11 protein-coding genes are annotated in these 14,251 nt (G+C 67.4%); 2 read left to right on the top strand and 9 right to left on the bottom strand.

The window, feature by feature from the left end:
- Nucleotides 1-175: 175 nt before the first annotated feature.
- Nucleotides 176-1,450 carry an MFS transporter gene (locus tag IEW02_RS04980; protein ID WP_188544017.1) on the top strand — a complete coding sequence of 425 codons (1,275 nt, stop codon included), beginning with the start codon at nucleotides 176-178 and terminating at the stop codon, nucleotides 1,448-1,450.
- Here IEW02_RS04980 and IEW02_RS04975 read toward each other — a convergent pair.
- Together IEW02_RS04975 and IEW02_RS04970 are read right to left on the bottom strand one after the other, a co-directional pair.
- Nucleotides 1,420-3,630 carry a putative bifunctional diguanylate cyclase/phosphodiesterase gene (locus tag IEW02_RS04975; protein WP_188543536.1) on the bottom strand — a complete coding sequence of 737 codons (2,211 nt, stop codon included), beginning with the start codon at nucleotides 3,628-3,630 and terminating at the stop codon, nucleotides 1,420-1,422. The two genes, IEW02_RS04980 and IEW02_RS04975, sit on opposite strands and share 31 nt — an antisense overlap.
- A complete protein-coding gene (locus IEW02_RS04970) occupies nucleotides 3,611-5,362 on the bottom strand; it encodes a DEAD/DEAH box helicase (RefSeq protein WP_188543535.1) in 1,752 nt (583 codons plus the stop codon). Before IEW02_RS04970 ends, IEW02_RS04975 begins: the two co-directional genes overlap by 20 nt.
- A 163-nt stretch (nucleotides 5,363-5,525) precedes the next feature.
- Here IEW02_RS04970 and IEW02_RS04965 point away from each other — a divergent pair, with 163 nt between their 5' ends.
- Nucleotides 5,526-7,316 carry an AMP-dependent synthetase/ligase gene (locus tag IEW02_RS04965; protein WP_188543534.1) on the top strand — a complete coding sequence of 597 codons (1,791 nt, stop codon included), beginning with the start codon at nucleotides 5,526-5,528 and terminating at the stop codon, nucleotides 7,314-7,316.
- Here the strand turns inward: IEW02_RS04965 and IEW02_RS04960 are convergent.
- The 7 genes from IEW02_RS04960 to IEW02_RS04930 are packed head-to-tail and all read right to left on the bottom strand — an operon-like array spanning nucleotide 7,304 to nucleotide 14,160.
- Nucleotides 7,304-7,933 carry an alpha/beta hydrolase gene (locus IEW02_RS04960; protein WP_188543533.1) on the bottom strand — a complete coding sequence of 210 codons (630 nt, stop codon included), beginning with the start codon at nucleotides 7,931-7,933 and terminating at the stop codon, nucleotides 7,304-7,306. The genes IEW02_RS04965 and IEW02_RS04960 overlap by 13 nt on opposite strands.
- Nucleotides 7,934-7,979: 46 nt before the next feature.
- Nucleotides 7,980-8,792 carry an ABC transporter permease gene (locus IEW02_RS04955; RefSeq protein WP_188543532.1) on the bottom strand — a complete coding sequence of 271 codons (813 nt, stop codon included), beginning with the start codon at nucleotides 8,790-8,792 and terminating at the stop codon, nucleotides 7,980-7,982.
- Complete coding sequence (locus tag IEW02_RS04950; protein ID WP_188543531.1) at nucleotides 8,789-9,748, bottom strand: ABC transporter ATP-binding protein; 960 nt, start codon at nucleotides 9,746-9,748, stop codon at nucleotides 8,789-8,791. The genes IEW02_RS04955 and IEW02_RS04950 overlap by 4 nt, the downstream gene beginning before the upstream one ends.
- A gap of 44 nt (nucleotides 9,749-9,792) precedes the next feature.
- Nucleotides 9,793-11,736: an insulinase family protein gene (locus IEW02_RS04945; RefSeq protein ID WP_188543530.1), complete on the bottom strand. Its 1,944-nt coding sequence runs from the start codon at nucleotides 11,734-11,736 to the stop codon at nucleotides 9,793-9,795.
- Nucleotides 11,733-12,644: a hypothetical protein gene (locus IEW02_RS04940; protein ID WP_188543529.1), complete on the bottom strand. Its 912-nt coding sequence runs from the start codon at nucleotides 12,642-12,644 to the stop codon at nucleotides 11,733-11,735. Before IEW02_RS04940 ends, IEW02_RS04945 begins: the two co-directional genes overlap by 4 nt.
- On the bottom strand, nucleotides 12,641-13,168 hold the full coding sequence (locus IEW02_RS04935; RefSeq protein ID WP_188543528.1) for a flavoprotein: 528 nt from the start codon (nucleotides 13,166-13,168) through the stop codon (nucleotides 12,641-12,643). The genes IEW02_RS04940 and IEW02_RS04935 overlap by 4 nt, the downstream gene beginning before the upstream one ends.
- Nucleotides 13,165-14,160, bottom strand: a complete 996-nt coding sequence (locus tag IEW02_RS04930; protein ID WP_188543527.1) for an LLM class flavin-dependent oxidoreductase — start codon at nucleotides 14,158-14,160, stop codon at nucleotides 13,165-13,167. The genes IEW02_RS04935 and IEW02_RS04930 overlap by 4 nt, the downstream gene beginning before the upstream one ends.
- Nucleotides 14,161-14,251 lie beyond the last annotated feature (91 nt).

Here is a 14,251-nt window from a genome sequence, read left to right as displayed (position 1 = left end):
GTCACGAACTGATCACGAACAGTTCACTCCTGTCACATCGATTCGTGCTCGACCGCTCGCGGTGCGTAAGCATGAAAGGTCTCGACAGACAGGGAGAACCATCGTGACATCGCACCAACTCGCCGAAAACGAGGTTCCACCAGCAGTTCTCAAGCGCGCCATCGGCGCGTCGGCCATGGGGAACGCCACCGAATGGTTCGACTACGGCGTCTACGCCTACACCGCCACGTACATCGCCAACTCGTTCTTCCCCGGTGACCTGGAATCGGCGACGTTGCTCACTCTGGGCGTCTTCGCCGTGTCTTTCCTCGTCCGGCCCATCGGCGGTCTCGTGTGGGGCCCGCTCGGCGATCGTCTGGGTCGACGTCAGGTGCTCGCCCTGACCATCGTCATGATGGCGGGCGCGACCTTCCTCCTGGGCGCGATTCCGAGCTACGACTCGATCGGCTTCTGGTCACCGCTGCTGTTGGTTATTTTGCGCATGATTCAAGGCTTCTCCACCGGCGGCGAGTACGGCGGCGCGGCGACGTTCATGGCCGAGTACTCCCCGGACAAGAAGCGTGGATTCTTCGGCAGCTTCCTCGAATTCGGCACGCTGCTGGGCTTTTCGCTGGGTGCGATCGTCGTTCTGTTCGTCGACCTGCTGTCGACGGACGCATTCATGGCGACATGGGGTTGGCGTCTGCCGTTCTTCGTCGCGCTCCCTCTGGGCCTGATCGGGCTGTACATGCGCTCGAAGCTCGAGGACACCCCTGTCTTCCTCGAACTCGAAGAAGAGGGCGGTGTCGAGCACGAGACCAAAACGCAGTTCAGTGAGCTGATACGGCAGTACTGGAAGCCGATCCTCACCCTGGGCGGACTGGTGGTCGCGCTCAACGTCACCAACTACACCCTGCTCAGCTACATGCCGACGTACCTCGAGACGCGTATCGGGTTGTCCAGCACGTCGTCGCTGTGGTTGGTGATCATCGGCCAGTTGGCGATGATGGTCGTCATCCCGTTCTCCGGCGCACTGTCGGACCGCGTCGGCCGTAAACCGCTGTGGCTGGTGTCGATGCTCGGATTGTTCGTCTTCGCCATCCCGATGTACATGTTGATGAGCGTGAACTTCGGCTGGGCCATCCTCGCGTTCGTCGTACTGGGCCTGCTGTACGTGCTGCAGCTCTCGACGATCTCGGCGACCTTCCCGGCCATGTTCCCCACACACGTGCGATTCGCCGGTTTCGCGATCGCGTACAACGTGTCGACGTCCCTGTTCGGCGGCACCGCCCCCGCCGCGAACGAGTGGCTGGTGGAGAAGACCGGAAACGATTTGGTGCCTGCGTTCTACATGATGGGCGCATGCCTGATCGGTCTGATCGCGCTGAAGTTCGTCACGGAGACGGCCGGCGCCTCACTACGCGGGCGGGATACCCCGAGTCAGCGCACAGCCGACACGGTCGACCAGTAGTCGAGGGGCTGAGGTCGTCCGAACAGGTAGCCCTGCGCGAATCGGCAGCCGACCTGCTCGACCACAGCCAGTTGTTTTTCGGTCTCCACGCCCTCGGCGACGCTGAGAATTCCCAGAGTGTCGAGCATGGCGCCGATGGCAGCCAACAGGGTGCCGGCGGCGGTGCCCTGCTCGGTGTCGGCGACGAACGACTTGTCGATCTTGACGACATCGATCGGCAACCGGTGCAGGCGAGAAAGCGACGAGAAGCCGACGCCGAAGTCGTCGAGGACGATCAGGATGTCCTGTTCCTTCAGCCGCCGGACAACGGAGTCCGCCGACTCGGCATCACCGAGAAGCGCCGTTTCGGTGACTTCCAGAGACAGCTCGGATCCGTGCACACCGTGGCGAGAAAGGATGTCGCGCACCATATCCGGCAACGACGGGTCACGCAGCTGCACGGCCGAGACGTTCACCGACATGGTCACGTCGGCCCCTCCGATCGCCTGCAGCGACGCCAGATCTCCGACCGCGCGATCGAGAACGAATTCACCGATCTCACCGATCAGGTCGATCGACTCGGCGATGGGAACGAAGTGATCGGGCGTGATCAACTCGCCGTCGCGACGCCAACGCACCAACGCCTCGTACACGACGGTCCGTCGAGTCCCGGTGGCCACGATCGGCTGGTAGTGCACCTCGAGTTCGCCGCGAGCGCGCGCCCCGCGCAAGGCCGTCGCGGTCCTCGTCGTCGCGGTGGACAGCTCTCGAAGGGGCGCGTCGAAGAACGCCACTCGGTTCGGTCCGCGCGCTTTCGCGTAGTACATGGCCGTGTCCGCATCGGCTATCAGCGCCGTCAGATCGGCGACGTCGGTGACGAATTCGGCCGTCGACACCCCGATGGTCGCGGTGACGTTGAACGTCGCGGCACTGGACGTGAAGGGCCGGGCGATCGCGTCCATGAGCCGATGCGCGAGGTCGTCGATGCGGCCTCGCTCGAGGTCGGTGGTGACGACGAATTCGTCTCCCGCATACCGGATGACGTCGTCGTGGCTGCCCACCACGGTCAGAATGCGCGACGCGACTTCACGGATCAGCTCGTCGCCGACGGCATGACCGTACGAATCGTTGACGAACTTGAAGTTGTCGAGGTCGACGAAGAGCACCGTGACCGGTGCCGGTGACGCGCCGACATGCGCGGCGACGTCCGGCAGGACGCTGCGGTTGAGCAGACCGGTGAGCGCGTCGTGACTGGCGTCGTACCGGGCCCTGTCCTTGGCCGCCTTGACCGCACGCAGCGCCCGCTCGCCGCGGGTGAAGGTGCCGATCAGGACGAGCGACAACAGAATCGACCGGATCACGAGATCCGCGTGATTGGCTGCGGTGAGCACGACGGGAAACACCGAACACGTCACCAGAACGATGACGAACAGTGCGCCGCGTTCCGGGGAGCGACCCGGCGCGGCCAGCGGCATCGGCGAGATGTGCACCATGGACCGATCGAGCGCCGCCGCACCGACCGCGAGAATGCCGGCGCTGTAGCCGACCGTGCGAATGACGGGAGTGACGTCGAGAACAGCACCGCCGATCAGCGCGTTCGCCATGTCACCGACGAAGAACAGCATGAATCCGTACGTCATCCACCGCAGCGACCGGTTGACGCCGCGCGCCGACGTGGACAGATACACCACCAGCGAGACCATGGCCGCATCGATCGCCGGGTACAGACTCTGCACCGTCGACAGGGTCGACTCCGTGCGGGCGAGTATGGGGGACAGTACGACAACCCAGGTCAAGAGCATCACCGACATTGAGACCAGCACTCCGTCGAGGAGCGGGTCGACGTCGTCGCGGCGCCGAAGCGCCGTCAGCCACACGACGAGTCCGACTCCGAGGACGGAGTAGCCGACGACCCTGCAGACGTCGGACGCATCGAGGGTCCCGAACCTGAACACGAAGACGGCGATGGTGAACGACGACAACGCACCGACGACGAACCACCACGGCGAGGTGCTGGGCGGCCGATGCCGGCGAACGCCGACGACGACGGCTACGGTGGCCAGCGCTCCGCAGACCCCGGACAAGGCCCAGCGAAGGTCGAACTGGTGCGCGACGGTCGCGAGAACGGCGACCACGACGGTCAGCGCGAAAGCACGAAGCCAGACCGCTCTGCCGCGGGACTCAGTGTCGGCGTGGACCATGATCTGGCTGCAACTGGATCAAGACTCCGCTGATCCTGGTGCGCCGCAATGCTTCCAGCGTTTCCTTCGACATGTCGGCCGGGAGCTCGACGATGCTGTGGTCCGGCCGGATACTGATGTGGCCGAAGTCGCTGCGTCGCAAGCCGCCCTCGTTCGCGATGGCTCCGACGATGGCACCCGGCACCACGCGGTGGCGCTTGCCGACGCTGATGCGGTACGCGACCAGGTTCTGATCACCCTGCCGCGGCTTCCGCGGACCCTCGTCACCGCGATCGTCGAACTTGCGCGCGGGACGCTCGCGCTTCGGGCCCTTCTCGTACGGAACGCGTTCCTGCGGAGGCGGTTCCGGTGCCATCAGGAACGCGTCACCGTCGCGCGACTGGGTGGCCAGGGCTGCTGCGATGTCGGCCAGCGGCACGTCGTGCTCGCGCTCGTAGTCCTCGATGAGCCTGCGGAACAACGCAATCGACGGCGAGGCAAGGCTCGCGGTGATGGAGTCGGCGAACTTCGAGACGCGCTGTGCGTTGACGTCGTCGACGCTCGGGAGGTGCATCTCGGTCAGCGGCTGCTTGGTCGCCTTCTCGATGGCGCGCAGGAGGTGCCGCTCTCGCGGCGCGACGAACAGCAACGCCTGGCCCGCGCGGCCCGCGCGGCCGGTACGGCCGATGCGGTGCACGTACGACTCGGTGTCGTGCGGGATGTCGTAGTTGACGACGTGCGAGATGCGGTCGACGTCGAGACCGCGAGCGGCGACGTCGGTGGCCACGAGCACGTCGAGCTGACCGTTCTTGAGCTGTCCGATGGTGCGCTCGCGCTGAGCCTGCACGATGTCACCGTTGATTGCTGCGGCCGAGAAGCCCCGCGCGCGAAGGCGTTCCGCGAGATCCTCGGTGGCCTGCTTGGTGCGGACGAAGATGATCATCGCCTCGAAGTCTTCGACCTCGAAGATTCGGGTGAGGGCGTCGAGCTTGCGCTGGTGCGAGACCTGCACGTAGCGCTGGGTGATGTTCGGCGCCGTGGACGTGGTGGTCTTGACGGTGATCTCGACCGGGTCGTGCATGTACTGCTTGGAGATCTTGCGGATGCTCGACGGCATCGTGGCCGAGAAAAGGGCAACCTGCTTGTACTCGGGAGTGTCCGACAGAATGCGTTCGACGTCTTCTTGGAAGCCCATCTTGAGCATCTCGTCGGCCTCGTCGAGCACGAGATACTCGAGCTTCGACAGGTCGAGCGTGCCCTTCTCGAGGTGGTCGATGACGCGACCGGGCGTACCGACGATGATCTGCGCGCCGCGGCGCAGGCCTGACAGCTGCACCCCGTACGCCTGACCGCCGTAGATGGGGAGCACGTGCAGACCGGGGATGTGCGTGGCGTACTTCCCGAACGCCTCGGCCACCTGCAGCGCGAGCTCGCGCGTGGGCGCCAACACGAGAGCCTGTGGCACCCGGTTCGAGACGTCGAGGCGCGAGAGGATGGGCACGGCGAACGCCGCGGTCTTGCCGGTTCCGGTCTGCGCCAGACCCACGACGTCGTTGCCCGCCATCAACGGCGGAATGGTGGCCGCCTGAATGGGTGACGGCGTTTCGTAGCCGACGTCGGTCAACGCCCGCAGAACGCGGTCGTCGATCCCGAGGCTCGAGAAGGTGAGCGCATCGGGGGTCGACTCGGCGCCCGGCGTCTCGTCGACTGGCTGCTCGAGATGCGGATCTGTGTTCGTGTCGGAGGGGGTCATCGCGCCCGAGTCTAGTCCAGCGACGACACCTCTCGACCCGAGAACCGACAGGCCGAATCACAATCGGATAAAACGGACAATCCGGAAGCAACCTTCCGTCCACTCGGAGCAGACCGTGTGATGGAATACACATACAACTGGCTGCTACTGGAAGGCACACACAGTGCGCGAATACTCCGTTCCCGCGTCGTACACCGTTCCCGACGACGTTTCTATGGCCAACTCCGTGTTCGTGTACGAAAAGGAACGTCCCGACTGGGTCGCCTTTCAGAAGCGCGAGGGCAGCACCTGGACCGACGTCACCGCGAAGCAGTTCGCGACCGAAGTCACGGCCGTCGCGAAAGGCTTGATGGCGTCGGGTGTCGAGCTCGGTGACCGCGTCGGCATCCTCTCCGGAACCCGCTACGAGTGGGTGGTGCTGGACTACGCCATCTGGGCCGCCGGCGGTTGCACGGTGTCGATCTACGAGACGTCGTCCGCCGATCAGGCCCAGTGGATCCTCGAAGACTCGGCAACCAAGTTGCTCGTGCTCGAGACGCCCGATCATCAGGAGAAGATGAAGGACGTCACCGAGTCGGCAGCGGACCTCCGCGAGACGCTGATGTTCGACGGTGGAGCGCTCGACGAATTGACCACTCGCGGAGCCGAAGTGAGCGACGAGGACCTGCACACGCGTCGTCGACAGGTTCGTGCGTCGTCCCCCGCCACCCTCATCTACACCTCCGGTACCACCGGGCGACCCAAGGGCGTCCAGCTCACGCACGCCAACTTCGCGGCTGAGGTCGCGGCAACCCAAGTGGCACTGCACGATTCGATGCACGAGGGTCAACGGACCTTGATGTTCCTGCCGCTCGCGCACGTGTTCGCCCGCGCCATCTCGTTCGGATCCTTCGAGTCCAGGGTGACGGTGGCGCACACCTCCGACACCACGACGCTCGTCGAGCAGTTCGGCGACTTCAAGCCGAACTTCATCCTGTCGGTCCCCCGCGTGTTCGAGAAGGTCTACAACTCGGCCAAGCAGAAGGCACACGACGGCGGCAAGGGCAAGATCTTCGATCAGGCAGCCGCCACCGCGATCGAGTGGAGTGAGGCGCAGGACAAGGGCGGCGCCGGACTGGTGCTCAAGGCCAAGCACGCCGTGTTCGACAGGCTCGTCTACTCCAAATTGCGCGCGGCCCTCGGCGGCAACTGTGATCGCGCGGTCTCGGGCGGTGGACCGCTCGGCGCTCGGCTCGGCCACTTCTTCCGGGGCATCGGCGTCCCGGTGTACGAGGGGTACGGGCTCACCGAGACCAGCGCGGCCGTCACGGTCAACACCACCGAGAAGCAGAAGATCGGATCGGTGGGTCGCCCGATCGAGGGTCACTCGGTCAAGGTCGGCGAGGACGGTGAGCTACTGCTCAAGGGCCCGGTGGTGTTCGACGGCTACTGGCACAACGAGAAGGCGACCTCGGAGTCCATCGTCGACGGGTGGTTCCACACCGGTGACCTCGGCGACATCGACGAGGACGGCTTCGTCACCATCACCGGTCGCAAGAAGGAAATCATCGTCACCGCCGGCGGCAAGAACGTCGCACCGGCCGGCCTCGAGGATTCGATCCGGGCGCATCCGCTGGTCAGCCAGTGCCTGGTGGTCGGCGACGCGAAGCCGTTCATCGGCGCGCTCATCACGCTCGACCCGGAAGCGATGCCCGGTTGGCTCCAACGTCATGATCTCCCGGCCGACACCTCGATGGCCGACGTGAAGACCAACAAGGATCTGATCGCCGAGATCGACGCTGCAGTCGCCACGGCGAACAAGAAGGTCTCCAGCGCCGAGGGGATCAAGAAGTACACGATCCTCGACGTCGACTTCACCATCGAAACCGGTGAGCTCACTCCCACGATGAAGCTCAAGCGCAACGTCATTCACGAAGAGCACGCGAAGGACATCGCCGGGATCTACGGGGCGTAACGCAGAATGTGATCGGCCACGTCGCCGGTCACGGTCGCATGCACCTTCTCGTGCAGCAGATCGTGGCCGGCGTCGTCGTATCCGACGAACTGCGCGCCGGTCCGCTCCCCCACCAGCGACCGCACCGGGTCGATCGGGACCATGCGATCGTCGACGCCGTGAACCACGAGGATCGGCACACCCGTGGCGTCCGCTCCGGCAAGAGTGTCCGGGTCCACCAGCCTGGTCGGGAGAGCGCAGAACACCGCCGAGGAGAAGACGGTCGGTGTCCGTGCCAGAAGCGGCACGGCGGTGGCCGTTCCCAGCGAATGCCCCATCAAGGCCAGCGGCCGGCCCGAGTCCGGGAGAGTCGCGAGATGCGCCGCGTCGGCCACCAGGCCGTCCAGGGTGACGATCGGGTCGGCGTCGAGACCCTCCGCGTCGCCCTCGGACAGGCCATGGGCGTACAGATCGAGCGCCCACGTGGAGATCCCGCGGGCGGCGAGCAGGCCCGCGAAGCGGTGGTAGTTCCCGCTGTGCTGGCCGCGGCCGTGCAGGAACACGAGGTCGGCATGGGGTTCTGCGGCGTTCCACGTGCGGTAGTGGACTCGCCCTCGGGCCCCGTCGAAGAATGGCATACCGCCCAGTCTTATCGACTGGGCGGTAGCTGTCCGGCAGTGCCCCTTATCGGCGCGGTTCCCAACGCCACGTGGCTGCGGCAATCAGGGCGAAGGCGGCGATCCAGAAACCGGTGATGCCGAGGTCGAACACGATGGGCGACACAGGAAGCGGCGGCGTCGGCAGCATCGGCTGCGCCTCGGCCGAACGTGCGACCAGATCCACCGCCCCGGTGAACGGAGCGAACAGCAGGTAACCGCGCACCTCCGGGTCGACACCGGGCGACATCAGCAGGTTCGAGCCGATGGCCGCGAGCAGAAGGAGCGGCATCACCGCGTACTGCACCCGTTCGCTGTTCGGCGACATGGAACCGATGGCGACACCGGCGACCACGGAGAGCAGCGCCGTCGCGAGCGCCGCCGTGACGATGACCGCGGGGTGGGCCGGGAGTGGACCGCCGAGCAGCTTCACTCCCCCGAGCACGATGCCCACCTGCACGATTCCGAGCCCGACGAGCGGAGCTGTCATGGACACCAGCAGTTGCGTCGTGGTGAGCTCGCTGGTCCGCAACCTCTTGAGCACCTGGTTCTCGCGTCGTGCGGCCACGATCGTCGCGCCGTTGATGTACACCGAGAACACCAACACGAGCACGGTCATCGGTGCCATCAGGATGGTCCATGCGGCGTCTTCCGTGGGCGGCGAGATCACCGGGAAGAACAGGACGAACACGGGTGCCAGCACCGTCGCCAGCAGGGTGTTGCGCTGACGGAAGATCATGCCGGTCTCGAAGGCGGTCATCCGGCGGGTCCGTGCCCACCCGGAAAGTCGGCGGGTGGGTGCGGGCGCCGTCTGCATGCGGCGATCCTCCGTGGTGGTCATGCCGTTACCTCCTGTGTGGCGTTCCTGACGTGGTGGAAGACCTCGTCGAGCGAGGCAGGGTTGGCGCGCAGCGGACCGAGGTCGAGGCCGAGACGGTCCGCCGTGCCGAGCGTCCAGGTGAGTGCCTTCTGCTGGTCCGACGCAACGATCTCGAGCACACGAAGAGTGGGATCCGAGGGCCGCCGGCGGGTGTCCCACGATGCGTGAACACCCTCGGGAGCCGACGCCATCAGCGCCTCACCGTCGGCCGGCCGGACGTCGACCTGAATTCGCGACGGACGCGACGCGAGGACCTCGTCGAGCGTGCCGTGTACGGCCAGAGCGCCTTGGTGCATGATCGCGACGACGTCGGCCAACTCCTCCGCCTCTTCGAGGTAGTGGGTGGTGAGGATGATCGTCGTTCCCTCGTCGCGCAGACGCTCCACGAGTCCCCACAGGGTGCGGCGCGACTCGGGGTCCAGACCGGTGGTCGGTTCGTCGAGAACGATCAGTTCCGGGCTCCCCCAGATGGCCATGGCGAGGTCCAGGCGGCGGCGTTCCCCGCCGGACAGGGAGTCGATGCGACTGTCGCTCCGGTGCGTGAGCTCGACGAGGTCGAGAACACGGTCGACGGAGTCGGTTCGCGAGGACAGCGACGCCCACATCGTCAGCTCGGCGCGCACGGTGATCTCACCGAAGTGACCGGACTCTTGCAGCACGACGCCGGTCCGTGCACGCACCGTCGCCGGGTCCGCGTGCGGGTCCACGCCGAAGACCGTCAGGTCCCCCGACGTGCGGCCCCGAAAGCCCTGCAGCAGTTCGAGAGTGGTGGTCTTGCCGGCACCGTTGGTGCCCAGCAGGGCGAAGATCTCCCCGCGGCGAACCGTCAGCGACACGTTGCGGACGGCGTGATATTCGTCGTAGTGGTAGTCGATGCCGGACGCCACGACCACGTCCGGGGCGGGTGCTGTAGTCATGTTTCCCATCCTTCGTCGGTCGGACTGCTGCGGGTAGTGCGAGTTCACGACAGTTGCCCGGAGGTTCCGCACCCGGCCGACATGACGTTTGTCATCTCCAGCACGCGGTGCGCGGCGGCGCGAATCTCCCCGTCGCCGGTGGTGAGCAGCGACGAGGCGAAGCTTTCGACGGGGTCCCCGTCGACGCGAATGTCGTTGCAGAGCAACGTCAGCAGCAGGTCCGCGGTGTCGCGGCCGGTCGCGGTCGCGCTCAGGGCCTGGCCGGCGCAGAACGTCCTCGTCCGGTCGAGCTCCGCGGGGGTCCACCCGTCGACGAGGGTGTGCAGGTCGATCCCGGGGTCCCCGACGAGCTGAACGGTCGGATGCGGACGCGTCGGAAGTCGCAGCACCCGCACGATCGGTGCGTGGCCGAGGGCAATCCGGTGGACCGAGTTGAGTGCGCCGAGGGCGAGCCAGCGCGCCGCGCCCGCTCGTGTCGATATCCCGTCGCCTCGATGCGGGGCAACGCGGCGACGCAACGCCGCACCGGCGTCGGCGCCGACGGCGGCGAGTTCGGAGACCGTGTCGGGCAGGTGGTCCAGTGCGTGCGCCAGCTGCTCGGTCGACTGGGTTCGGGTGGCGTACCGATGCCCGGAGAAGTCGGTCACTCTCTCCCACAGGGGGGAACGGAACGGCGCCGGGGTTCGGACACAGACGTAAGTGGGACCGTCCATCTCGAGCGCTGCCGCGTGCGGACCGCACACATTCAGCCGGCGGGCTGTCGATCCGATCGTGTTGTGTACGAATTCGATCGGTCGTCGACGGGTCGACTGCGGCGCCTGCGCGGAACTCGGCCTCGCCGATCTGTCGACGGGGGCGTCGGGATCGGGTGTGACCACGGCGGGGGTCGTCGACCGCAGCCGGGCGAGCGCGTGGTCGAGGTCGCTGCGATCGAGACTAGGGCACCGGACCGTCGGAGCGTCCGTGAAGGCAGCCAGTCGGGCGATCGACGCCGGGTCGTGCTCGAAGTCCACTGCGGCGCCGCGTAACCGACGACGTGCGTGTTCGTGCTCGGACACAGTGACGGGAGCCTCCAGGAGCTCGAGGATATTCTCGACGGACCCCCCTGCCACCGCGAGGGTTTCCCGGTCGCCGACGTGTCCGACTCCGGAGCGGCCGAATCGGTATCCTGCACAACGTTGTTCGAGGACCGCCGCCGCGCCGAACCACCGAAGATGGTCACGGGTCGAACGGGACAGGCCGGGGACGCTCCATCCGCACCAGGTGGCGGTGACTCCGCTACCGGTCGCCGTGTGCGGGCTGCCCAGCGTGCTGGTCGGGTAGGCGTCGCGGACCGGGCCCGCGGCGGCGACGGGGGCGGGGGCGGGGGCGGGCTGCACGCTGTCGACGACGTCGAGGATGCGCGCCGGACCGCCCGCGGACGAGACGTCCAACGCCACGACGATCACGGCGCGTTCCGGGCGCACGACGGCGCTCACGAATCGGGTGCACACCGCCAGATCGATCCGGTCCAGATCGGCGATCTCGCCGAAGCCGTCGTGACCGAGGGCGTCGTCGCCGCCGTGGAGCGCCCCGGTCATGCCCGGCCAGGGGGACGGTGACGCGGCGGCGGCCCGAATCTCCTCGGCCACCGCCACCCGTTGGGCGTCGATATCGCTCTTCTGCAGCATCATTCGACCGTGTACGCGATTCACATCGGCGAGGAGCAGGTCGTTCCACAGGCCCGCCGGCGCGGTGGTCACGAACTGCATGTGATCGGGGTGGGTGGTCGCCGCGAACGAGCCGCCGACAGATTCCACCCCGCGCGAGACGTCGTCGGCACCGACGGTGAGGAGGTGCTCGGTGAGGTGCGCGGTGCCGATCCTGCCCGGCGGGTCGTGACGTGACCCTGCGCGCACGACCGATGCGATCTCGACGGCCGAGCTACCCGGACGATCGAGGACGATCGAGCGGATCCCGTTGCGGCAATGGACGTCCGACACGATCACTCGGTCAGCCTCCTGCGGCCCGCGTCCAACCAGTTCACCAACGCGGCCCACCGAGGAAGCTCGCCGTCGTCGAAGTCGGAGAACTGGGCGAAGTCGGCGACGTGCCGCACCACGTGCTCGATGGTGTGATCGGCCAGCGCCTGCCGGTCGGCGGGACGGTCGTATCCGTCGAGCAGCGCATCGCGGACGAGAGTGGGCGACGGGGCGGTCCCGGGCGGGGAGAACACTGCCAGCTCGACGGACTGCGCGATCAAGGCCCCGAGGTCGTATTCACCCGGCGCGCAACCCACGTCCTCACCGAGGAGAACCACCACGTCGCCCGCGGCGTCCTGAACACTCAGACCGAGGCCCGCCCAGCCGTGCACCAGCACGCGCGCGGCCGCGAGGTCGACGGCCAGAAGGTCGTCGAGGTGTTCGCGTGCCGAGTCCGTCAGGGCGTCGAGGAACGACCGGCGCGCCGTCGCCCGACGGGTGTCTTCCGGCGTCGGGTGCGCCCACCATTCTTGCACTCGTGCGCGAGCCGGTGGGGCGGTGTCGAGCGTAGTGGCGCCGCGAGAGTGCAGGGACGCCAACAACATTCCCCATTGTCGGTAGACCGCGGGCCAGTCCCGGTCCGACGCGGTCCCGGACAACACGACCGACGCCAGGGACTCCCCGGCCGGGAGCGCGTACGCCCGGCGGCCGGTGTCGCCGGCACCGACCGCGAAGCGCGGCCCCGGACCGGATGCACGCGCTGTCGCGGGCGGAACGGTGAACAGCCCGGAGGAGAACCGGTGCCGCTCGAGCGGTGCGGTGCGCGTCCACTGCCACCGACCCCGCCGCGCCGGCTCGATGTGGGTGGTCCGGATCGCGGTGCCGTAGGACACCGCCGCGTCGAACGGACCAGGGGTGAGCGTGTCGGTACTCATGCGGCATCGATCCTCTGGATGCAATCGGGCATCGGCGCAGCGCCGTACGCCGGACGCGGTGAACTGGCACTGCGGGTGGGGGTGGGCTCCACGATCAGCACGTCGTCGCGGTCTTCGAGCGCCGCACGGTGCATCCGGTACGGCTCGTTCTCGTACGCGCCGGGTGGGAGCGACGGCGCGACCACGACGGGGATGTCGGTGCACGCGTGCGCCAGCAGCGACGGGGAGTCGACCACGCCGAGAGCCAATCGCGAGAAGTAGTTGAGGGTGCAGGGGTAGACGACCATGGCGTCCATCCAGTCGCCGAGGGTGACGTGCAGCGGATCGGTGAGACCCTGCCAGGAGTCGGTGTCGACGTCGCCCCCGCTGACGGTGCGGATGGCGTCGGCGCTGACGAATTTCTCCGCCGACGGTGTGAGCAGGTAGTGCGTCGCGATGTCGGGGCGCTGCATCCGAATCCAGTTGGCCCAGTACGGCATGAACGCCGAACTGACGGCGCCGGTGACGACGATGGTGAGATTCATGCTGCTGTCCTTTCGGTCGAACGGTGGGCCGCCGACGCCACATCGGTCCATGCCCGCCGGATGTCGTCGCGGGTGGCACCGGGCGCGTCATGCAGAACCACACTGACCTCGTCGGCCCCGGCGTCGGCGAGTTCCGCCGCGCGGGCGGCGACGTCGAGCGCGTCACCGACGACGAACAGACGACGGTCGATCACCGCTCGGACGTCGGCATCGGTCACCGGTCCGTCGAGCTGAAGACCGCTGCGCGTCAACATGTCTCGATAGTGCGGCGCCGACAGGTGCGGTCCGATTCCGGTGCGTACCACCTGGACCGCGTCCGCCGGGTCCACGCCGACGCCGGCGTGCAGAGTGGCCACCACGCGCGGTGCGGCCCGGTGCGCGGAATCAGCGCCGTCGTGCAGCGCGGGCACGAGTACCTCGCTCAGGTAGTCGGGCGACGACAGCCAGGTCACCGCGCCGTCGGCGATCTCGCCGGCGAGCCGCGCCATCGCGGGCCGCAGGACGCCGAGTCCGAGTTCGACGGACGACGTGACGTCCTCGGCGGGGCTGGTGAAGGTGGTGGAGTAGTAGTCGCCGCGCTCGCTGACGTCGGCGCCGGCGAGCAGACCGCGCAGCGCCGCGAAGAACTCTCGCGTCGCGGTGAGCGGGCTCGGCCAGCGGCGGCCGTCGAGCGCGTGCTGGATCGCCGGGTATCCCGGCGAGAAGTAGGCGGACACCGTCGAGCCGGAGAGCTGTGCGAGCGAACGCAACTCGAGTGCGGACGCGAACGGTGTCGTGGTGGGAAGAAGGGTGACGGCCGAGCCGACGGGAACGCGGTGGCCTCGGCCGGCGGCGTATCCGACGCCGCCGAGCACGGAGACGGAGGACTGCTGGCCGAACCAGACCCGCTCGAGTCCGAGGGACGCGCCGAGTGCGACCCACCAGGCCGCGTCCTGCACGTGCGGGCCGGAGTAGGGGCTGTAGGCGGAGAGTCGGATCGTCGGGGTGGTCATGGCAGTCCTCGCTCGTAGTGGGTGTCAGCGATCCCCGCCCGGTGCCGCCGTCCCGCCGTCCATGCCTGCGTTCGTATGAAGCAGGGCACGG

It is taken from the genome of Rhodococcoides trifolii (assembly GCF_014635345.1).
In the GTDB taxonomy this organism is placed as follows: Bacteria; Actinomycetota; Actinomycetes; order Mycobacteriales; family Mycobacteriaceae; genus Rhodococcoides; species Rhodococcoides trifolii.
The sequence above is the reverse complement of the archived record's forward strand: the minus strand, read 5'-3'. Positions and strand labels throughout refer to the sequence as shown.